This is a genomic window from Streptomyces sp. NPDC001157 (assembly GCF_053598255.1).
In genome coordinates, this window is sequence record NZ_JBSFJW010000006.1 from 125318 (window position 1) to 144619 (window position 19302).

The 19302-nt window shown below is 70.9% G+C and carries 20 protein-coding genes; 8 read left to right on the forward strand and 12 right to left on the reverse strand.

The features are described from left to right. Positions 1–16: 16 nt before the first annotated feature. A complete protein-coding gene (locus ACWDAG_RS13130; protein ID WP_450695680.1) occupies positions 17–967 on the forward strand; it encodes an NADP-dependent oxidoreductase in 951 nt (316 codons plus the stop codon). A gap of 1 nt (position 968) precedes the next feature. Here the strand turns inward: ACWDAG_RS13130 and ACWDAG_RS13135 are convergent, their stop codons facing one another. Both ACWDAG_RS13135 and ACWDAG_RS13140 read right to left on the reverse strand, forming a co-directional pair. After that, positions 969–2075 (reverse strand): NAD(P)-dependent alcohol dehydrogenase, encoded by a 1107-nt coding sequence (locus tag ACWDAG_RS13135; RefSeq protein ID WP_450695681.1) that lies wholly within the window; start codon positions 2073–2075, stop codon positions 969–971. A gap of 59 nt (positions 2076–2134) precedes the next feature. Continuing rightward, positions 2135–3589, reverse strand: a complete 1455-nt coding sequence (locus tag ACWDAG_RS13140) for an aldehyde dehydrogenase family protein (protein ID WP_450695682.1) — start codon at positions 3587–3589, stop codon at positions 2135–2137. A 103-nt stretch (positions 3590–3692) separates the two neighbouring features. Between ACWDAG_RS13140 and ACWDAG_RS13145 the strand changes: the two genes are divergently transcribed. Both ACWDAG_RS13145 and ACWDAG_RS13150 read left to right on the forward strand, forming a co-directional pair. Beyond that, positions 3693–4130 carry a MarR family winged helix-turn-helix transcriptional regulator gene (locus ACWDAG_RS13145; protein WP_450695683.1) on the forward strand — a complete coding sequence of 146 codons (438 nt, stop codon included), beginning with the start codon at positions 3693–3695 and terminating at the stop codon, positions 4128–4130. 230 nt (positions 4131–4360) lie between these two features. Next, entirely contained in the window at positions 4361–4741 is a 381-nt protein-coding gene (locus ACWDAG_RS13150) for an anti-sigma factor antagonist (protein ID WP_450695684.1), read from the forward strand. Positions 4742–4747: 6 nt separating this feature from the next. Here the strand turns inward: ACWDAG_RS13150 and tuf are convergent, their stop codons facing one another. Next, entirely contained in the window at positions 4748–5941 is a 1194-nt protein-coding gene (gene tuf / locus ACWDAG_RS13155; RefSeq protein WP_450695685.1) for an elongation factor Tu, read from the reverse strand. Between the two features lie 55 nt (positions 5942–5996). Next, positions 5997–6950 carry a ribose-phosphate diphosphokinase gene (locus ACWDAG_RS13160; protein ID WP_450695686.1) on the reverse strand — a complete coding sequence of 318 codons (954 nt, stop codon included), beginning with the start codon at positions 6948–6950 and terminating at the stop codon, positions 5997–5999. A gap of 194 nt (positions 6951–7144) precedes the next feature. On the opposite strand from ACWDAG_RS13160, the gene otr(A) reads away from it, so the two are divergent. Then, positions 7145–9046: a tetracycline resistance ribosomal protection protein Otr(A) gene (gene otr(A) / locus ACWDAG_RS13165; RefSeq protein ID WP_450695687.1), complete on the forward strand. Its 1902-nt coding sequence runs from the start codon at positions 7145–7147 to the stop codon at positions 9044–9046. A 19-nt stretch (positions 9047–9065) separates the two neighbouring features. Here the strand turns inward: otr(A) and sigJ are convergent, their stop codons facing one another. Then, positions 9066–10004 carry an RNA polymerase sigma factor SigJ gene (gene sigJ, locus ACWDAG_RS13170; RefSeq protein ID WP_450695688.1) on the reverse strand — a complete coding sequence of 313 codons (939 nt, stop codon included), beginning with the start codon at positions 10002–10004 and terminating at the stop codon, positions 9066–9068. 150 nt (positions 10005–10154) lie between these two features. Here sigJ and ACWDAG_RS13175 point away from each other — a divergent pair, with 150 nt between their 5' ends. Continuing rightward, positions 10155–11243: a nuclear transport factor 2 family protein gene (locus ACWDAG_RS13175; RefSeq protein ID WP_450695689.1), complete on the forward strand. Its 1089-nt coding sequence runs from the start codon at positions 10155–10157 to the stop codon at positions 11241–11243. 21 nt (positions 11244–11264) lie between these two features. On the opposite strand, the gene ACWDAG_RS13180 is transcribed toward ACWDAG_RS13175, so the two are convergent. Continuing rightward, positions 11265–12455: a cytochrome P450 gene (locus ACWDAG_RS13180; protein ID WP_450695690.1), complete on the reverse strand. Its 1191-nt coding sequence runs from the start codon at positions 12453–12455 to the stop codon at positions 11265–11267. Positions 12456–12598: 143 nt separating this feature from the next. Here ACWDAG_RS13180 and ACWDAG_RS13185 point away from each other — a divergent pair, with 143 nt between their 5' ends. Continuing rightward, the gene (locus ACWDAG_RS13185) at positions 12599–13261 is read left to right on the forward strand and encodes a DUF4230 domain-containing protein (protein WP_450695691.1); all 663 of its coding nucleotides are present in this window, start codon (positions 12599–12601) and stop codon (positions 13259–13261) included. On the opposite strand, the gene ACWDAG_RS13190 is transcribed toward ACWDAG_RS13185, so the two are convergent. The 6 genes from ACWDAG_RS13190 to ACWDAG_RS13215 are packed head-to-tail and all read right to left on the reverse strand — an operon-like array spanning position 13262 to position 17002. Next, complete coding sequence (locus ACWDAG_RS13190; protein ID WP_450695692.1) at positions 13262–15028, reverse strand: complex I subunit 5 family protein; 1767 nt, start codon at positions 15026–15028, stop codon at positions 13262–13264. Then, entirely contained in the window at positions 15028–15375 is a 348-nt protein-coding gene (locus ACWDAG_RS13195) for a sodium:proton antiporter (protein WP_450695972.1), read from the reverse strand. The genes ACWDAG_RS13190 and ACWDAG_RS13195 overlap by 1 nt, the downstream gene beginning before the upstream one ends. An 8-nt stretch (positions 15376–15383) precedes the next feature. After that, complete coding sequence (locus ACWDAG_RS13200) at positions 15384–16121, reverse strand: MnhB domain-containing protein (RefSeq protein ID WP_450695693.1); 738 nt, start codon at positions 16119–16121, stop codon at positions 15384–15386. Beyond that, positions 16118–16378: a Na(+)/H(+) antiporter subunit B gene (locus ACWDAG_RS13205; protein WP_450695694.1), complete on the reverse strand. Its 261-nt coding sequence runs from the start codon at positions 16376–16378 to the stop codon at positions 16118–16120. Before ACWDAG_RS13205 ends, ACWDAG_RS13200 begins: the two co-directional genes overlap by 4 nt. Next, entirely contained in the window at positions 16371–16823 is a 453-nt protein-coding gene (locus ACWDAG_RS13210; protein ID WP_450695695.1) for a monovalent cation/H+ antiporter complex subunit F, read from the reverse strand. Before ACWDAG_RS13210 ends, ACWDAG_RS13205 begins: the two co-directional genes overlap by 8 nt. Continuing rightward, entirely contained in the window at positions 16820–17002 is a 183-nt protein-coding gene (locus tag ACWDAG_RS13215; protein ID WP_450695696.1) for a hypothetical protein, read from the reverse strand. Before ACWDAG_RS13215 ends, ACWDAG_RS13210 begins: the two co-directional genes overlap by 4 nt. 258 nt (positions 17003–17260) lie before the next feature. Between ACWDAG_RS13215 and ACWDAG_RS13220 the strand changes: the two genes are divergently transcribed. Then, positions 17261–17929 carry a VanZ family protein gene (locus ACWDAG_RS13220; RefSeq protein ID WP_450695697.1) on the forward strand — a complete coding sequence of 223 codons (669 nt, stop codon included), beginning with the start codon at positions 17261–17263 and terminating at the stop codon, positions 17927–17929. Between the two features lie 141 nt (positions 17930–18070). Beyond that, complete coding sequence (locus ACWDAG_RS13225) at positions 18071–19300, forward strand: RICIN domain-containing protein (RefSeq protein WP_450695698.1); 1230 nt, start codon at positions 18071–18073, stop codon at positions 19298–19300. The last annotated feature ends 2 nt before the right edge of the window (positions 19301–19302 follow it).

The window sequence follows — 19302 nt, forward strand, 5'->3', positions numbered from 1 at the left end:
GGCAGGCTGGGTGACCATGAGCGATGTGAACACGATGCGAGCCATCAGCCAGGACGTCCTCGGCGGTCCCGAGGTCCTGAAGGAAGTGCAGCTGCCGCGCCCCGAGCCGCGCACCAACGAGGTGCTGGTGCGCGTGCGCGCCGCCGGCGTCAACCCGACGGACTGGAAGCACCGCGCCCTCGGCGCCTTCCTGGGCAAGCCGCCCTTCGTCCTGGGCTGGGACGTCTCCGGGGTGGTCGAGGCGGTCGGGATCGGCGTCGCCCGGTTCAAGCCCGGCGACGAGGTCTTCGGCCTGCTGTCGTACCCGTTCGGCCATGGCTCGCACGCCGAGTACGTCACCGGCGCGGCACGCTGGTTCGCGCACAAGCCGGCCTCGATCGACCACGTCCAGGCGGGCGCGCTGCCGCTGGTCTCCCTGACCGCCTGGCAGGCCCTGGTGGAGTACGCCGACGTCCAGCCGGGACAGCGCGTGCTGATCCACGCGGCGGCCGGAGGGGTCGGGCATGTGGCCGTGCAGATCGCCAAGGCGCGTGGCGCGTATGTGATCGGCACGGCGAGCGCGGGCAAGCACGACTTCCTGCGCGAGATCGGCGTGGACGAGGCGATCGACTACCGGGAGACGGACTTCACCGAGGCCGTGAAGGACGTGGACGTCGTCCTGGACACGATCGGCGGGGACACCTCGACGCGCTCGCTGCACGTGCTGCGCCCCGGCGGACTCGTGGTCTCGATCCTGCCGGTGGGCCCGAAGGAATTCACCGAGGAGGCGGAGCGGCTCGGTGTGCGTGCGCTGCGGATGCTCGTGGACGCCTCGCACTCCGGGATGACGGCGATCGCGGAGCTGGTGGATGAGGGGAAGCTGCGCCCCACGATCGCCGGTACCTTCCCGCTGGCCGATGCCGCCGAGGCACACAGGCTCGGCGACACCGGGCGGACCACGGGGAAGCTGGTCCTGACGGTCGACTGAGTCAGAACGTCAGCACGGGCTTGATCGCCTTGCCCGCGCCCATGTCCCGCACCGCCTGGTCGATGTCCGCGAACGGATAGGTGCTGATCAGGCGGTGCAACGGGAGCCGTCCCTCCTTCACCAGCCGCACCAGGGACGGGATGAACGACTGCGTCTCGGCGTCGCCCAGGGTGAGCCCGACGACCTGCTTGCCGCCCAGCAACCCGTTGACGTCCAGGGCCACTTCGCTGCCGAAGGGCGGTGCTCCCACGACGACCAGCGTGCCGCGCGCGGCGAGTGCGTCGACGCCCTGGCGCAGCACGGCGACGCTGCCGGTCGTCTCGACGACGCCGTCGGCGCCCTGGCCGCCGGTGATCACCGCGAGCGCCTCTCCGAGGTCGGCCTCGCCGACGTTGACGGTGTCGGTGGCGCCCAGCTCCTTGGCCAGGGAGAGGCGTTCGCCGACCTTGTCGACGGCGACGATCCGGGTGGCGGGGCTGAGCGCGGCGGCCATCACGGCGGAGAGGCCGACGGCTCCGGCGCCGAGGACGACGATCGTGCTGCCCGTCACCGGCTTCAGCACGTTCCAGACGGCGCCCACGCCGGTCTGCACGCCGCAGCCGAGCGGTGCGATCGACTCCAGGGGTACGTCCGCGTCGACCTTGACGAGGCTGCGCTCGTCCACCAGCGCCCGCTCGGCGAAGGAGGACTGGCCGAAGAAGTGGCCGCCGAGCGACTGCCCGTCCCGGCTGATGGTGCTGGTGCCGTCGGCGCGAACACCGCCGATCAGGTTCAGCGGCAGCCAGGTGGCGCAGTACGCGGGGTGGCCGCCGTGACAGTTGCGGCACTCCCCGCAGGAGGTGAAGGACAGCACGACGTGGTCGCCGGGCGCGACGCCGGTGACGGCCGGACCGACGGCCTCGACGATTCCGGCGCCCTCGTGGCCGAGCACGCCCGGCAGCGGGAAGGGCAGGCCGCCGCTCGCGACGCCGAGGTCGGTGTGGCACAGGCCGGCGGCCACCATGCGGACGACGGCCTCATGGGGGCCGGGCTCGTCGAGCTCGACATCGGCGAGCGTGAAGGGCGCACCGCCGGACTCGACGACAGCGGCGCGGGTGGTGATGGACATCGTACGAACTCCCTTGATGTGCAGGCGCGTTCGGGCGTGTTCGGCGTGTTCGGCCGGGCTCAGTCGAGCGAGACGACGACGGACTTGACCTTGGTGTAGGCGGCGAGGGCCTCGGGCCCGTACTCGCGGCCGAAGCCGGAGTCCTTGACGCCGCCGAAGGGCACCGCGGGGTCGAGCATGGCCCAGTCGTTGATCCAGACGATGCCGGCCTGGAGGCGGTCGGCGATGCGGTGGGCGCGGGCGAGGTTGCTGGTCTGGATTCCGGAAGCCAGGCCGTACGGAGTGGAGTTGGCGAGCTCGACGGCCTCGTCCTCGCTGCCGAAGGGCTGCACGGTCAGGACCGGGCCGAAGATCTCCTCCTGGACGACGCGGGAGTCGTTGGACAGGTCGGCGATGACGGTGGGCCGGTAGTAGTAGCCGCCGTCGAGGTCGAGCCGCTCGCCGCCGCAGACGATGCGTCCGCCCTCCTTGCGGGCGATGTCGACGTATTCCTCGACCTTCTTCAGGTGCTTCTCCCCCGCCATCGGCCCGACGACGGTCTCGGGGTCGCGCGGGTCGCCGACCGGTACGCCGGGCACGGCGTCGGCGAGGATGCCGAGCACGGTGGCGTACACCGGGCGGGAGACGAGCAGGCGCGGGCCGCCCATGCAGAACTGGCCGGTGTTGAAGACGAACGCCTTGATGATCGCGCCGACGGCCTTCTCCAGGTCGGCGTCCTCGAAGACGATGTGGGCGGCGTTGCCGCCGAGTTCCATGGTGACGGGCTTGAGGGCCTCACCTGCGGTGGCAGCCACGTGGCGGCCGATGGCGGTGGAGCCGGTGAAGGCGACCTTGTCGACTCCGCGGTGGCGCAGCAGCGCCTCGCCGGCGACCGGTCCGGTGCCGGTGACCACGTTGACGACGCCGTCCGGGACGCCCGCCTGCTGGAGCAGCTTGGCCATGTACAGGGCGCTCAGCGGGGTCTCGTCGGCCGGCTTGTGCACCACGGTGTTGCCGGCGGCGAGCGCGGGGCCGATCTTCGAGCCGGCGAGGATCAGCGGGAAGTTGAAGGGGGTGATCGCGGCGACCACGCCGATCGGCTCGCGCTTGGTGTAGGCGAGGGCGTTCATGGGGGTGTCGCGGACGGCACCGTCCAGGGAGTGGGCGAGGGCGGCGAAGTGCTCGTAGTCGTTGGCCGCGTTGGTGATGTCGACGGCGTGGCACAGCGAGATGGGCTTGCCGACGTCCAGGCTCTCCAGGCGGGCCAGTTCATCGGCGTTCTCGCGGATCAGCTCGGCGACGCGGTGCAGGATCCGGCCGCGCTCGCGGCCGCTCAGCCCGGACCAGGTGCCGCTGTCGAAGGCCTCCCGGGCGGCGCGCACGGCCGCGTCCACGTCGGCGGCGCCCGCCTCCGCGACGGTGGTGACGACCGCGCCCCGGGACGGGTCGACCACCTCGGTGCGCGCTCCGTCGGCGGCCTCGCGCCACTGGCCCCCGACAAACAGCCGTCCGGGTTCGATCTCGAAGGCGGTCATCACCACTCCTCAGCCTCATTGCCAAGATTTCAACTAACAGGATTCCTGTTGGTTCGCAGTCTCATTACAGACAGGTTTCCTGTCAATGCTCTAGGCTGAACTCATGCTCGACACCCAGGCGACCAAGACGTCCCCGTCCCTGCTCTACATGGTGAAGCAGGTGGAGCTTGTGGTGCGCTCACACCTGGACGAGCTGGTCAAGCCGTCCGGGATCACCGCGCTGCAGTACACCGCGCTCACCGTCCTGGAACGCCACGACGGACTGTCGGCCGCACAGCTCGCCCGCGACTCGTTCGTCACCGCCCAGTCCATCGCCGATCTCGTACGGTCCCTGGAGAGCCGCGGGCTGGTGCGCCGGGAGCGCAATCCGCGCAATCGGCGCGAGCTGCTGATCCTGCTGACGGATGCCGGCCGGGAGCTGCTGGAGCAGTTCGCGGCACCGGTGCGGGAGCTGGAGGAGCGGATGGTCCGGGACCTCACGGCACACCAGACCGAGCAGCTGCGCCAGGCGCTCTCCAAGGCCTGGCACGCACTGTCGTAGTCCTGCCGCACCCACTATGGAAGTGCTTCATCGCAATTCGAAGACATATGTCAATCGAACATGCTCAAATTCACTCTAACGAGGGTAACTTGCAGGGCGGAGAATCGGATTTGCGCTCACCAGGGACCCGGGGGACCTTCTGCGCTCGTACGCTCGCTGCACGATGTCACCCCGGCCCCCGGTGACCTGCAAGCCCGCAGCGGACGGAGCAGGTTGGAGGCGATGTCGTCGTGCACCAGGAGCCCGCACCGCTGACCCGGCATCTGCGTGTCCACCACGACCGGGGCCATACGGTGCTGGAGTTCCGCGGCGAGATCGACATCGCCGCGGCCATGGAGATCGCCCCCTTTCTGGACCGGGTCACGGCACGCCCCGATGTCCGCCTGGTGATCGACCTGGGGCCGGTCGACTTCTTCGACTGCTCCGGGTTACGCCTGCTCTACCGGGCCCGCGCCCGGGTCCTCGACCAGGACGGCGAGCTGCGGCTCGTGTGCACGCACCCGCTCACCCTGCGCATCATGCGGGTCACCGGACTGACCCGGCTGCTGCCCGCACACCCGACCCTGGACGCGGCCCTCGGCCAGCCCGAGGCCACGTCCGGGACGTTGTGAAGCTCCCTACTTGAGGATCTTGGTGACCTGACCCGCGCCGACCGTCCGGCCGCCCTCGCGGATGGCGAACTTCAGGCCCTCCTCCATGGCGATCGGCTGGATCAGCACCACATGGATGGCGGTGTTGTCGCCCGGCATGACCATCTCGGTGCCCTTGGGCAGAGTCACCACACCGGTGACGTCCGTGGTGCGGAAGTAGAACTGCGGGCGGTAGTTCTCGAAGAACGGCGTGTGCCGGCCGCCCTCGTCCTTGGACAGGATGTACGCCTGCCCCTCGAACTCCGTGTGCGGGGTGACCGTGCCGGGCTTGATCACGACCTGCCCGCGCTCCACGTCCTCGCGCTTGACACCCCGCAGCAACAGACCGACGTTCTCCCCGGCCCGGCCCTCGTCGAGCAGCTTGCGGAACATCTCGATGCCCGTGACGGTGGTCTTCGTCTTCTGCTCGTGGATGCCGATGATCTCGACCTCGTGGTTGACGTGCAGCACACCGCGCTCGATCCGGCCGGTGACGACCGTGCCGCGGCCGGTGATGGTGAAGACGTCCTCGATCGGCATGAGGAACGGCTTGTCCACGTCGCGCTGGGGCTCGGGGACCGCCGTGTCCACGGCGTCGAGCAGGTCCAGCACCGACTGGGTCCACTGCTCGTCGCCCTCCAGGGCCCTGAGGGCGGAGACCTTGACGACCGGGACGTCGTCGCCGGGGAACTCGTACTCGGTGAGCAGCTCGCGCACTTCCAGCTCGACGAGTTCCAGGATCTCCTCGTCGTCCACCATGTCGGTCTTGTTGAGGGCGACGACGATGTACGGCACGCCCACCTGCCGGGCCAGCAGCACATGCTCCTTCGTCTGCGGCATGGGACCGTCCGTGGCCGCGACGACCAGGATCGCGCCGTCCATCTGGGCCGCGCCGGTGATCATGTTCTTGATGTAGTCGGCGTGTCCGGGGCAGTCGACGTGCGCGTAGTGCCGGCGCTCGGTCTGATACTCGACATGGGCGATCGAGATCGTGATGCCGCGCTGCCGCTCCTCGGGCGCCTTGTCGATCTGGTCGAACGGCGTGAACGGGTTCAGGTCGGGAAACCTGTCGTGCAACACCTTGGTGATGGCCGCCGTGAGCGTCGTCTTGCCGTGGTCGATGTGACCGATGGTGCCGATGTTCACGTGCGGCTTGGTCCGCTCGAACTTCGCCTTCGCCACTGCAACCCCTCCTGAGCATCCCTGTTGATGCCGAGCGTTGCTCGCTATCTCCTGTCTATTCGCTTCGCGGCGCGTCGAACAGGGCGCTGACGGACTCCCCGTTGTGAATGCGGCGCACGGCCTCGGCGAGGGCGGGGGCGATGGACAGGACCCGCAGCTTCTCGGTGCGCTCCTCCTCCGGCACCGGCACCGTGTTGGTGCACACGATCTCCAGTACGTCGGGCTGCTCGCCGATCCGCTTGAGCGCCCCGGCCGCGAACAGCCCGTGCGTACAGGCCACCCGGATCGACCGCGGCCCCAACTCCCGCAGCCGGTCGAGCAGTTCGAGCACCGTACTGCCCTTGGCGATCTCGTCGTCCAGGATGATGACGTCCCGGTCGGTGACCTCGCCGATCACGGAGCTGATGGAGACCCGGTCGTCCGCGTACCGCTGCTTGGCGCCGGCGGCGACCTGGGCGCCGATCATCCGGGCGAAGGCGGCCGCCTCCTTGGCGTTGCCGAGGTCCGGCGAGACGACGGTCGTGCGGGACAGATCGTACTGCCGGAAGTACGCGGCCAGTTCGCGCCGGGCGTGCAGATGGTCGACCGGTACCGAGAAGAAGCCGTGCACCTGCGGCGAGTGCAGCGTCATGGCGAGGACACGGCTCGCGCCGGCCGCGACCATCAGGTCCGCGACGAGCCGACCGCCGAGGGAGATCCGGGGGGCGTCCTTCTTGTCGGAGCGGGCGTAGGAGTAGTGCGGCATGACGACGGAGATCCGCGCCGCCGACGCGCCGCGGGCCGCGTCGCACATCAGCAGCAGTTCCACGAGGTGTTCCTGGACGGGCCGCACCAGCGGCTGGATCAGGAAGACGTCCCGCTCCCGGCAGTTGGCCTGGAGCTGCACCTCCAGACAGTCGTTGGCGAACCGGCTGACCCGGGTGGGGCTGAGCGGCACACCGAGATGCGCACAGACCTCCGCGGCCAGGTCGGGGTGGGCGCTGCCGCTGAACACGGAGATGTCTCGCACGATCCGCTCCTCGCGTGATCATTCCGGGGGACGGGTTCATGCTACTGACCGCGGAAATTCGGTTGCGCCGCGCCACCGGCCGCGGGCCATGATGTGCCGGTCCGAGTCCCTCACCTCAGGAGATCCCATGCGCCGACTCCTCGGAATCAGCCAGCGCCCCCATCGGCCCACGGTTTTCGAGGACTCGACCCCGCATGCACACCCTGAACATCGGAATTCTCGCCCACGTCGACGCCGGTAAGACCAGCCTCACCGAGCGGCTGCTGTTCGACCACGGAGCGATCGACCGGCTCGGCAGCGTCGACGGCGGTGACACCCGTACGGACGACGGGGAGATCGAGCGGCAGCGCGGCATCACCATCCGCTCCGCGGTCGCCGCCTTCACCGTCGGCGACACCCAGATCAACCTCATCGACACCCCCGGGCACTCCGACTTCATCGCCGAGGTCGAGCGCGCCCTGGAAGTCCTGGACGGAGCGGTGCTGCTGCTGTCCGCCGTGGAGGGCGTGCAGGCACAGACGAGGGTGCTGATGAGGACCCTGCGGCGGCTGCGGCTGCCCACGCTCGTCTTCGTCAACAAGATCGACCGCGCGGGAGCCCGGTCCACGAGCCTGCTGGCCGACATCCGGCGCAGGCTGACGCCGTCCGTCGCACCACTCACGGACGTGACGGGCATCGGCACCGCCGGCGCCCGCGTGACCGTCCGCCCGCCCGGAGATCAGCAGCTGGCCGAGGCACTCGCCGAGGTCGACCCCGAGGTCCTCGCGGCGGTCGTCGACGGCCCCGCGCCCACGCCCGACGACCTGCGCAAGGTGCTCGCCGCGCGAACCGCCGACGGCTCGTTCCATCCTGTCTTCTTCGGCTCGGCCCTCGGCGGACAGGGCATCGCCGAACTCGTCGAGGGCCTGGTCGGGCTGATCCCGCCGGCACCTGCGGCCGACGGCAACGGCCCACGCGGCACGGTGTTCGCGGTACGCCCCGGACCGGGCGGCGAACGGACGGCGTATCTGCGGCTCTACGAGGGCGAGGTGACACCTCGTCAGCGCCTCACCCTGCTGCGGCGCGAGCCCGACGGCCGCACCACGGAGTTCCCCGGACGGGTGAACCGCCTCGACGTGATCGGCGGGACAGGACCGTCCCTCACCGCCGGGAACATCGCCGCGCTCACCGGCCTGGCAGGCGTACGGGTGGGCGACCGCCTCGGTGATCCCCCACGCTCGGACCAGACTCGCGCGGGGGGACCTCCATCCGACCGCGCACCGCAGTTCGCTCCCCCCACACTGGAAACCCTGGTGCGGGCCCGGCACCCCGAGCAGTCGGCCGCGCTCCGCACCGCCCTGCTCGCCCTCGCCGACCAGGACCCGCTGATCCACGCCCGCCCCGGATCCGCCGGCACCACCGCCCTCCTCCTGTACGGGGAGGTCCAGATGGAGGTCCTGGCGGCCACGCTCGCCCAGGACTTCGGCATCGAGGCCGACTTCGAGGCGGGCCGGGTGCGGTTCCTGGAGCGCCCGCGGGGCGTCGGCGAGGCCTCGGAGGAGATGCCCTGGCACCTCGGTACGCGCCACTGGGCGACGATCGGACTGCGGGTCGAGCCGGGGCAGCGCGGCTCGGGCGCGGTGTTCACCTACGAGACGGAACTCGGCGCACTCCCCCGCGCCTTCCACCAGGCCATCGAGGACACGGTGCACGCCACCATGGAGACCGGCCTGTGCGGCGCCCCCGTGACGGACTACCGGGTCACGCTGATCCGCTCCGGCTACTGCGCGCCGATCAGTACGGCCTCCGACTTCCGGGCGCTCACCCCGATCGTGCTGCGCCGTGCGCTGCAGCGGGCGGGGACCCGGCTGTACGAGCCGTACCACGCATTCGAAACGGAGGTCCCGCTCGACGCACTCGCCCCCGTTACGGCCCAACTCGCCTTGCACGGCGCGGAGTTCACCGGGACGACCGGCGGCTCGACGGCATGGCTGATCACGGGCGAGCTGCCGGCGCGGCGCGTACGGGAGGTCGAGCTACGGCTGCCGGGACTCACGCACGGCGAGGGGGTGTGGTGGTCTCGCCCGTCGGGTGACCGGGAGCTGCGGGCGCACTGAGGCGGGTTCGAGACGCGCGTCAACTGATCCGCCAGGGACGGAGCTTCTCGGGGTTGCGCACTGCCCAGATGCGCCTGATCCGGTCGCCCGCGATCTCGAACGAGAAAACGGTCGCGATGCTGCCGTCCTGCACCGCCACCAGGCCGGGAAGGCCGTTGACCGTGCACTCCAGGAACGTCGTGCGGTGGCCCGCCACCCGAGCGATCTCGGCGTAGGCATGTGCGATCTGCTCACCGCCCACGATCGGCTGCAGGTGGGTGACGGCCAGCCCGCCGCCGTCGGCGGTCGCGGTGGCGTCGGGATCGAGCAGGCCGATCAGGGAGTCGATGTCCTTGGCCTCCCAGGCCGTTCTGAACCGCCTGACGATGCCGGCCTGCCCGGCGCTCGGGCCCACCGGAGTCTGCGCGGTCCGGATGCGACGACGGGCGGACGAGGCCAGTTGGCGGCACGCCGCCGGAGTACGGCCGACTATCCCGGCGACCTCGCCGAAGGGGTAGCGGAACACGTCGTGCAGGACGAACGCGACGCGCTCGGCCGGTGTCATCGCATCCAGCACCACCAGGAAGGCCATCGTCACCGACTCGTCGAGGGTGACCCGGTCGACCGGGTCGACCCCATCGACACCGGAGCGGCCGGTGATCCACTCCGTGGGCTCGGGCAAAGGTTCCGGGATCCAGTCGCCCACGTACGTCTCACGCCTGGCCCGCGCCGAGCCGAGCAGGTTCAGGCAGATGCGACTGGCGACCGTCACCAGCCAGGCGCCGGGCGACTCGATGGCCTGCTGCTCCCGTGCGGACATGGCGTACCAGCGGGCGTAGGTCTCCTGCACGACGTCCTCGGCGTCGGCAAGGGACCCGAGCAGCCGATAGCCGAGGTTGATCAGCCGCCGCCGCTCGCTCATGATCGCATCGATGCCGACCTCACTCTGATCGTCGCCGGTCCCGGCTGTGGTGGTCATGGTCCGGACGTCTCCCTCGCTCGCTTCCGTGGCTCTACCCGATACGACAGGACAGCGGGCCGGAATGTGAGGCCGACGCGCCACCTCACATTCCGCAGGGCTGCGTTGTCGTACCGGCGAGGACGACAACACGATGCAGAGGGGACTTCGATGAACGACTTCCAGGCCGTCGCGGACCGCGTCGAGATCGAGGCGCTGCGCGGCGAGTTCACCGACGCGGCGATGATGCGCGACCGGCCCCGGCTGGCATCGCTGTTCACACCGGAGGGTGTCCTGCGCATGCCCAACATCCCTGTCGAGCAGGTGGGCCGCGAGGAGATCATCGCCGGGGGCGAGCGGCTGCAGAGCCAGTGGGACTTCTTCGTGCAGAACACACACCCCGGCACGATCCGACTCGACGGCGACACCGCGACCGGCCGCGCCTACATCCAGGAGATCGCGCGCACCCTCGACGGACGCCAGGGCCTGAACTACGCCGTCTACCACGACCGTTATCAGCGCACCGACGAAGGCTGGAGGTTCGCCGAGCGGGTGTACGAGGTCAGGTACCTCGACACCTCCCCGCTGGCGGGCACGGCGCCGCGCCCCGGGACGGAGCCGACGCACACCGCGGCCACCCCGGCTCCGGCCAGGTCCTTCACCGACCCGGCGTCGGCCGAGCAACTGGAGCGGGCGGCCGCCGCGCTGCGTGCAGGCGGCTTCGCCGCCGAGATCCTCGACGACGCCGCGGCCGCACGGGCCCGCATCAAGGACCTGCTCCCCGAGGGCGCCGGCGTGCTCACCGGCGCCAGCGAGACCCTCCGGCTGTCCGGCATCGACGAGGACATCAATGCCGGCGGCCGGTACGACGCCATCAGGCCGCGGGTCCTGGGCATCGACCGTGCCAGTGGCGCCGATGAGATCCGAAGGCTGGTCGCCGCCCCCGATGTCGTCGTCAACAGTGTCGCCGCGGTCACCGAGACCGGCTCGCTCGTTCTTGCCTCGGCCAGCGGCAGCCAGATCCCCGCCAACGCGGGCGGCGCCGGACGCGCGGTCTGGATCGTCGGCGCGCAGAAGGTGGTGCCCGACCTGAGCACGGCGCTGCGCCGCGTCGAGGAGCACGCCCTCCCGCTGGAGGACGCCCGTGCCCAGGCGGTGTACGGGATGCCCAGCGCGATCAACCGCCTGCTCATCCTCAACGCGGAGCCTCACCCGGGACGCGGCACCGTGCTGCTTCTCCGGGAGGCCATCGGATACTGACCCGGCTCCCTCAGGGCGTCTTCACCACGACACCGGCAGCCTCCTCGGGCTCCGTGTCATCTGGCCTTCCCGCCATTCGATCGTCGCGGGTGTGAACTCGGCGCGCAGGCCGGGGAAGCGGGCCGCGAGGCGGTGCAGGGCGAGGCCGAGTTCCAGGCGGGCGAGCCAGGCACCGAGGCAGTGGTGGGGGCCGGCGCCGAAGATCACACTGGGGGCGGTCAGCGGGGTGAACAGGTCGGGCGGGCCGGGCGGGAACACGTCGGGGTCCCGGCTGGCGGCGTTGGTCTGGACGGCGACCACGCTGCCCGCCGGGATCGTCACGCCGCCGACCTCGGTGTCCTCGACGGCGCGGCGGATGAGGCCGGGCAGCACCCGGCCCTCGCTGAGCGGGACGGCCCGCAGCAGCTGTTCGGCCGCGACGGCCGCCGCCTCCTCGTCCTCGGCGAGTCCGGGCCAGGCCTCCTGCCGGTCGGTGAGGAGGTAGACGACGATGTTGCCGAGCGCGGTCATGGTGGTCTCGTGGCCGGCGACCACCAGTCCGCACACCAGGGTCACCAGCCGCCGTTCGTCGATGTCCAGGCTGTCGCCCGCCGCCACCAGGCCGCTGACCAGGTCGTCGCCGGGGGTCTTGCGCCGCTGGGCGACCAGATCGGCGGCGAAGGCCCCGAACTCGTGCATGGCCGCGACGACTTGCTCCCGGGTGTGCGCGCCGCCGGAGAGCGCGTGGTCGGCCCAGTGCCGGATGCGCTCGCGGTCCACGTGGTCGAGTCCCATGAGCCGGGAGATGACGGAGACGGGCAGCGGGCGGGTGAAGCCCTCGATGATGTCCGCGGGACGGTCCTGTGCGGCGAAGTCGTCGAGGAGCGCTTCGACCACGGAGGCCACCCAGGGACGCCAGCGGGCGATCGCGCGGGGCGTGAACGCCCGCTGGACGGTGCCGCGCAGCCGCTGGTGGGCCTCGCCGTCCTGGTTGAGGAGCCCGTTCGGGTCGTCAAGCAGGTTCGGTACGAGGAGCAGCGGCGGCGCGTCCTCGGCGTGCAGGGAACTCCTGTTGAACCGGGGGTCCATGAGCACCTGGCGTACGTCGGCGTAACGGGTCACCAGCCACACCGGGGTACCGGTGGCGAGGGTGGCGGGGCGAGGCGGTCCGGGTTCGGGGAGGTCGATGCGGTGCATGGGGCAGAGGGGCCGGGACGTGCTGTGTGTACTCATCCGGGACTCCAGGCGCGCCGGTACGGAGAGTTCTCCACGCTAGTGCGCCCTGCGTGCCCCCGTCAGCGGTGCCATTCGGCCAACGGCCCGGTCTGACAAGGGTTTTGAGGGGCATGCGCACTGTAGGAAGGAGGGCCGTCGCCATGACGACTCCCATCAGGCGCATGTCCAGGCGCATGCCCGGCTGGGCGAAGGCGGTGAGCGCCGTCGTGCTGGTGCTCGTGGTGTTCTTCGCCGGGATCCGGCTGAGTGTGCTCCCTGGCCTCAAGGACCTGTTCGGCACCGAAACGCACGACCGCTCGGGACCCGCACTGCTCCAGTCCATCCAGGACATGAGCCGTTACGACGCCGCCTCCGGCAACTTCCAGGTCGTCGTCGACCTGGAAAAGGACACCAAGTACCTGCCCGACGCGATCCGCGGCTCCCGCACGCTGTACATCGGTGCGGGCACCGTCGACGCGTACGTCGACCTCGGCAAGGTCGGCAAGGACGACGTGACGGTCAACGGCGACCGTACGTCCGCCACGCTCCGGCTGCCGCACGCGGCGCTCGGCAAGCCGGCCCTCGACCCGGACCGTTCCTACGCCGTCTCCAAGCAGCGCGGTCTCCTCGACCGCCTCGGCGATCTGTTCTCGGACAATCCCAACAGTGAGCAGGCCGTGCAGAAGCTCGCGGTCAGGCACATCGGTGACGCGGCGAAGGACAGCGGCCTGACCCGGCGTGCCGAGACCAACACCACGGACATGCTCGACGGTCTGCTGCGTTCCCTCGGTTTCAAGGAGGTGCATGTCAGCTACGGCAGCTGATCAGCCACCCCCTGACACCCCTGGCAGGGCCAGTGCGCCGAGCAGTGCGGCTCCCACCAGGACCCAGGCCACATAGTCCCCCACGTGCCCGGACTGCAGGCGCCGCAGCGGCAGCGCCCAGTCCGGGGCGCCGAGCAGCTTCGGGCGGGTGACGGCGACGGCGGCAAGGCCCAGGGCGAACAGGGTCGAGGTCAGGCCCAGCAGCACGCCGGGCAGGGTCCACTGCGGGGTGGAGACCACCACGCCGCCGGATGCCGCCTCGCTCATTCCGTGCGCCACGAGCCGGGCGAAGCCGGGGACCACGCCGATGGCCAGCGCGGCGGCGAGCAGCACGGTGGGCACGACCGTCATCGGGCCCGGGACCCGGCTGAGGCGGCGGCCGGTCTCGGGCTGCTCGCCGGAGCCGGTCGTCTCGTACTCGCCGCGGTCGGGCGGTGTGGGCCCGAGGCCGAGGAAGACGCGGGCGGCGACCCGCAGCACCGCGCCGGCGGTCACCGCGCTCGCCGCGACGTACACGACGGTGAGGGGGCCGCCCACGGCCTCCTCCGTGACGGCCTTGCCGAGTGAGGTGCCGAACGGGGGCAGTCCGGCGAGACCGAGGGCTCCGGCGGTGTACAGGACGGCGAGCCCGTGCAGCCGTCGGGCGCGCCCGTGCAGGGCGTGTTCGTCGACGCTGCCGTACCGGTCGAGAAGGATGCCGGTGCAGGCGAACAGGGCGGCCTTCACACCGGCGTGGCCGAGCACGTACAGCGCGACCCCGTCGTCCCCCTCAGGGGTCAGCACGCCGATCCCGATGAGGAACAGGCCGGTGTGGGCCACCGTCGAATAGGCGAGCAGCCGTTTCAGGTGCCGCTGGTACCAGCACATGACGGCGCCGATCAGGGCCGTCAGCACGCCGAGCACGACTAGCACCCGCGTCAGGTCCCCGGCCGGCACCCCGCCGGGCCCGGAGAACACCGTTCCGTACACCCGCCAGACGCCGTACGTGCCGAGTTCGACCATCACGCCCGACAGCAGCATGCACACGGGCGTCGGCGCGACGGCGTGGGCGTCGGGGAGCCAGAAGTGGAAGGGCAAGGCGGCCGCCTTGACCAGCAGTCCGGTGAGGACCAGGACGAACCCGGCGAGGACGAGCGCGTCGGGCCCGCCGTGCCGGTCCAGGCCCCGCCCGATCTGAGTCAGCGCCAGTTCGCCGGTACGGGCGTACAGCAACCCGATGCCCATCAGCATGGCGTAAGCGCCGAGCGAGGTGACCACCGCGAAGGTCAGCGCGCCCTGCACGGCCTTGGCCTCCTCGACCCGGGTCCCGGTCAGTGCGTAGGCGACGACGCTCATCAGCTCGAACCAGACGAACATGTTGAACAGGTCGCCCGCGATCGCGAAGCCGCACATACCGCCCTGGAAGAGCAGCATCAGCGCGGGGAAGGAGCCCGCGTGGCGGCGGGGCGGTTCGTCGAAGTAGTGCCAGGAGTACGCCAGTGCGGCCAGGGTCAGCAGTGAGGCCAGCGCGGCCATGCCGAGGCCCGGCCCGTCGCCGGTCAGGACGATGCCGACGCTCTCGCCGTTCACGGGCTGCCAGCCGCCGACCCACTCGGTCATGGGCGGCGAGGAGTTCAGCAGCAGCACGATCGCGAGCCCGGCCGTGGCGGCGCAGACGGCGCACCCGGCGGACTCGGCGACCACCCGGGGCAGCCGGCGGCCCGCGGCGACCAGGAGGGCCGCCCCGAGCAGCGGCACGGCGACGATCAGGGGCAGCAGGTCGTTCATCAGCCGCGCAGCTCGGAGAGTTCGTCGGGGTCGACGGTGCCGTGGCGCTTGGCGATCTGCATGACGAGCGCGAGCAGCAGCGCGGTGACGGTGGCGCCGACGACGACGTCGGTGAGGGTGAGCGCCTGCACCACCGGGTCCACGACCGGCCGGGAGCCGGGCTTGACGTCGGAGAACACCGGCGCGGTGGCGCCGTCGCGGTAGCCCACGGACAGCAGCAGCACATACGTGCCCGCCTGGCACACGGACAGGCAGCCGACGGCGTGGATCAGGTTGCGGCTGGTGGCCAGGCCGTAGCAGCCGACCAGGAAGACCCAGGCGGCGACCAGGTACGGCAGGACGTCCATCACGGCTCTCATGTGCCGCTCCCCTCCTCGATCTCGACGGCCTGGTCCAGGAAGCGGGCGAGCAGCACGACGACCGCGCCGGCGACCTCCATGCCGATGGCCGCGTTCAGCAGCGGGACGGTGCCGCCGGAGGACAGCGTGTTGAAGGTGCCGTACGGCAGCGTGTTGGCGAGGAAGGCGGTGCCCCCGATCAGTCCCGCGATGCCCATGACGAGGTAGCCGGAGGCGGCGAGGGCGTCGGCGACCTCGTAGGCGCCGACCGGTCTGATGCGTTCCAGGGCCGCGTAGTCGGCGCCCAGGTACAGCAGGTGCAGGGCGGTCGCGGCGACCACTCCGCCTTGGAAGCCGCCGCCGGGGCTGAGCTGGCCGTGGGCGATGACGTACAGGCCGCTGAGCAGGGCGACGGGCAGGACGACGAGGGCGTAGCGGCGGACCGGCAGGGCGACTTCGGCGGGTTCGGGGCGGGCGCGGTGTTCGTCGCGGGTCTGGCGCAGCAGCATCACGCAGCCGAGGACGGCGGAGAACAGGATGGTCATCTCGCCGAGGGTGTCGAAGGCGCGCTGGTCGAAGTTGACGGAGGAGATGGTGTTGGCGGTCTGCCGGGCCAGGGAGGCGTGCACGGCCCGGTCTCCGTAGGGGTGGCGGTCGCCGCCGAAGTGCGGCAGGCGCAGACAGGCGGCGACGAGCAGAGCGGCCAAGCCCGCGCCGCCCGCGAGCAGCACCCACAGGCGGGCGCGGCGGCTCACCTCTCACGCTCCTTGCCCTGCGCGCGCCGCTTGACCTTGCGGACGGTGAGCATCAGCAGCAGCGGTGTCAGCGCGGAACCGACGGCCAGCTGGGAGAGCCCGACGTCGGGTGCCTGAAGCACGGTGAACAGGGCGGCGAGAACGACGCCCAGGAGCGACAGGACGAGGGCCTGGCGCATGGGGTCGCGGGTGGCCACGGCCACGGGCGCGCAGGCCGCGACCAGAAGGAGTGCCACGACGATCACCGCGTCAGCCACCGCGGACCCCCCGGAAGCCGCCGGCCAGGGCCCGCGAGGCGATGATGTTCCCGCCGATCAGCAAGGCGCCGATGACCAGGAGTTTCACCATGGCACGGCCGGGGCCGGTGGCGACGCACAGGGCGATCACGGCGGCGGCGCCGAGGCCGGCGACCGTCAGGGTCGGGCCCCAGGCGCGCGGCGGGTCCTCGGCGAGTTCCTCGGCGAGCAGCCGGGCGAAGACCAGGGTGCCGACGGGTCCGAGCAGGGCCAGGACGAGGCCGAGGTCGACGTAGGAGGGGCGGCTGTAGGCCTGCGAGAGGAGCAGCAGGCTCGGGCAGGCGAGCGCGGATGACAGGTTCTGGGCCACGACCCGGCGGCGCAGCGGACCGGTGGCCACCCCCCACAGGGCGGTGCCCAGTCCGCCGGCGAGGCCGACGGCGGCGGCGAGCGTCCAGCCGTTCACGTCCCGATCACCGCCCGTCGTGCGCCTCGCGCCACAACGGCGCCCACGCAGGAGCAGGCCGCCCCGACGACGAGTTCCAGCGTGTCGACGGTGCTGATGAGGACCAGCCACAGCAGGCCGAGCGCGATCCACCAGCCCAGCAGCTCGACCGCGGTGAACAGGGCCGTGCGCGGGGTCATGCGCCACCTCCTCGGGCTCTGTTCGCACACCGCCACGGGCGGGATGTCCGGTACCTCCGGTACGTCCGTCCCGCGGCATCCAAACATCGCGGCGGGCGCCTCGGGTGGCGGCGCGCTGGCTTCCACCGCCGGAGTGCCCCTACGGCGGGAAGGGAAACCGCGAGGCCGTCCGGGCGGAGTCGGCCGGGCGGCCGCATTCTCGGCTGCCGAACGGGTAACCGCCTTACAACGCAGGGAAGTTGAAGACTGGAGGACCTGATGGCCCGTGCAGCCTCACGAGCACGTTCAGCGTTGCGCCTGCGTACCACCAAGTCCGACGCGTCCGAGAAGCAGAAGAAGTCCGCGAAGGGGAAGAAGCCGGAGAAGGCGAGCAAGCCGGAAAGGGCGAAGAAGCCGGCGAAGCCCGGCAGCAGGTCGCAGCCCGCTCCTCGTGAACGGCATGTACTGCCCCTGCCGATCCGTCTGCTGGCGATGCTGTGCGCCTTCGGGGTCATGGTGGCGTTCGCCGTGGTGCTGGCCCGGCTGACCCTGGAGCCCTCCCCCGCCTCGGTGTCGATGGCGCACACGAACTTGCATCCGGGAAGCACGCTGCGGGCCTATCTGGATCAGCCCGCGCTGCGGGACGCGGTGAAGCAGATCGGCGGCAATGTGCTGCTGGGCGTTCCGTTCGGCATCCTGGTGCCGGTCGTCGCGCCGCGGGCGCGCGGGCTGCTGCGGGTACTGGCGCTGACCGCGGTGGTGATGCTGCTGGTGGAGTTCGCCCAGGGGGCGCTGGTCGAGGGCCGGGCCTTCGACATCGACGACGTCATCCTCAACACCACCGGCGCGCTGGTGGGTTACGTCCTGCTGGGGCGGCGGATGAGCCGGGCGGTGCACGCGCGCGAGCGGGTGCCGCGACCGGCGGCGAAGCGAACAAAGGGCACATAGCCCTACCACTCAACTCCTGGTCCGTACCAAGGTATTGACGCTCCCCTTATCTCACTCCTTAAATCAAGAGGCGACGCCTTCACCCCCCACCTCGGTCGGTGCCCCCTCCCTGTGCCCGGCCGCCGTACGGAAGGAAGTGCCGTGGCCTCCCCACGCCTGCTGCGCAGATGTCTGTTCGCCGCCCTGTCCGCCGTCCTGGTCACGTCCGCCGCGGCCGGTACGGCGCAGATGGATCCGCCCGAGTCGGCCGCCGCCGCGGTGGCGTTCTCCGACAATTTCGACGGGCCGGCCGGAGCCGCGGTCGACTCCTCGAAGTGGCAGACCGAGACCGGGGACAACGTCAACAACCACGAGCGGCAGTACTACACCTCGGGCACCAAGAACGCCGCCCTGGACGGCCAGGGCCATCTGGTGATCACGGCTCGGCGCGAGAACCCGGCCAACTACCAGTGCTGGTACGGGACTTGCCAGTACACCTCGGCGCGGCTGAACACCTCCGGGAAGTTCAACGCCCAGTACGGGCACGTCGAGGCACGGATGAAGATCCCGCGGGGGCAGGGCATGTGGCCCGCGTTCTGGATGCTCGGCACGCCCGTCAACTGGCCGGACTCGGGCGAGATCGACGTCATGGAGAACGTCGGCTACGAGCCGTCCACCGTGCACGGCACCATCCACGGCCCCGGCTACTCCGGCTCGGGCGGCATCGGCGCCGCCTACTCGCTCCCGAACGGGCAGGCCTTCGCGGACGCCTTCCACACCTTCGCCGTCGACTGGGCGCCCGACTCGATCACCTGGTCCGTGGACGGCAACGTCTACCAGCGGCGCACACCCGCCGATCTCGGCGGCAGGACCTGGGTGTTCAACAAGCCGTTCTTCCTGATCCTGAACCTGGCGGTGGGTGGCTACTGGCCCGGCGACCCGGACGGCTCCACGTCCTTTCCGCAGCAACTGGTGGTGGACTCCGTGTCGGTCACGACCAGCGACTCGGCCACCGGGGCGGCGATCAGGGGACTGGGCGGAAAGTGCGTCGACGTCGCCGGGGCGAACTCCGCCAATGGCACCCCCGTCCAGCTCTACGACTGCAACGGCACCGCCGCCCAGCAGTGGACCGCGGGCTCCGACGGCACCCTGCGCGCGCTCGGCAAGTGCCTGGACGTCACCGGCAACGGCACCGCGGACGGCTCGACCGTCCAGCTGTGGGACTGCACCGGCGGCCCGAACCAGAAGTGGACGGTCACCGGCGCGCACGACATCGTCAATCCGCAGGCCGACAAGTGCCTCGACGTGACCGGGAACGACTCGGCCAACGGCACCCGGCTGCAGATCTGGACCTGCTCGGGCGGCGCCAACCAGAAATGGACGGTCGGCTGAGC

Bases quoted from the DNA above. Each gene is read 5' to 3' on its own strand.
- ACWDAG_RS13130 (WP_450695680.1), top strand. From the start codon at position 17: ATGAGCGATGTGAACACGATGCGAGCCATCAGCCAGGACGTCCTCGGC.
- ACWDAG_RS13135 (WP_450695681.1), bottom strand. From the start codon at position 2,075: ATGTCCATCACCACCCGCGCCGCTGTCGTCGAGTCCGGCGGTGCGCCC.
- ACWDAG_RS13195 (WP_450695972.1), bottom strand. From the start codon at position 15,375: ATGGACGTCCTGCCGTACCTGGTCGCCGCCTGGGTCTTCCTGGTCGGC.
- ACWDAG_RS13215 (WP_450695696.1), bottom strand. From the start codon at position 17,002: ATGACCCCGCGCACGGCCCTGTTCACCGCGGTCGAGCTGCTGGGCTGG.
- ACWDAG_RS13220 (WP_450695697.1), top strand. From the start codon at position 17,261: ATGGCCCGTGCAGCCTCACGAGCACGTTCAGCGTTGCGCCTGCGTACC.
- ACWDAG_RS13140 (WP_450695682.1), bottom strand. From the start codon at position 3,589: ATGACCGCCTTCGAGATCGAACCCGGACGGCTGTTTGTCGGGGGCCAG.
- ACWDAG_RS13175 (WP_450695689.1), top strand. From the start codon at position 10,155: ATGAACGACTTCCAGGCCGTCGCGGACCGCGTCGAGATCGAGGCGCTG.
- ACWDAG_RS13180 (WP_450695690.1), bottom strand. From the start codon at position 12,455: ATGAGTACACACAGCACGTCCCGGCCCCTCTGCCCCATGCACCGCATC.
- ACWDAG_RS13145 (WP_450695683.1), top strand. From the start codon at position 3,693: ATGCTCGACACCCAGGCGACCAAGACGTCCCCGTCCCTGCTCTACATG.
- sigJ (WP_450695688.1), bottom strand. From the start codon at position 10,004: ATGACCACCACAGCCGGGACCGGCGACGATCAGAGTGAGGTCGGCATC.
- ACWDAG_RS13190 (WP_450695692.1), bottom strand. From the start codon at position 15,028: ATGAACGACCTGCTGCCCCTGATCGTCGCCGTGCCGCTGCTCGGGGCG.
- ACWDAG_RS13185 (WP_450695691.1), top strand. From the start codon at position 12,599: ATGACGACTCCCATCAGGCGCATGTCCAGGCGCATGCCCGGCTGGGCG.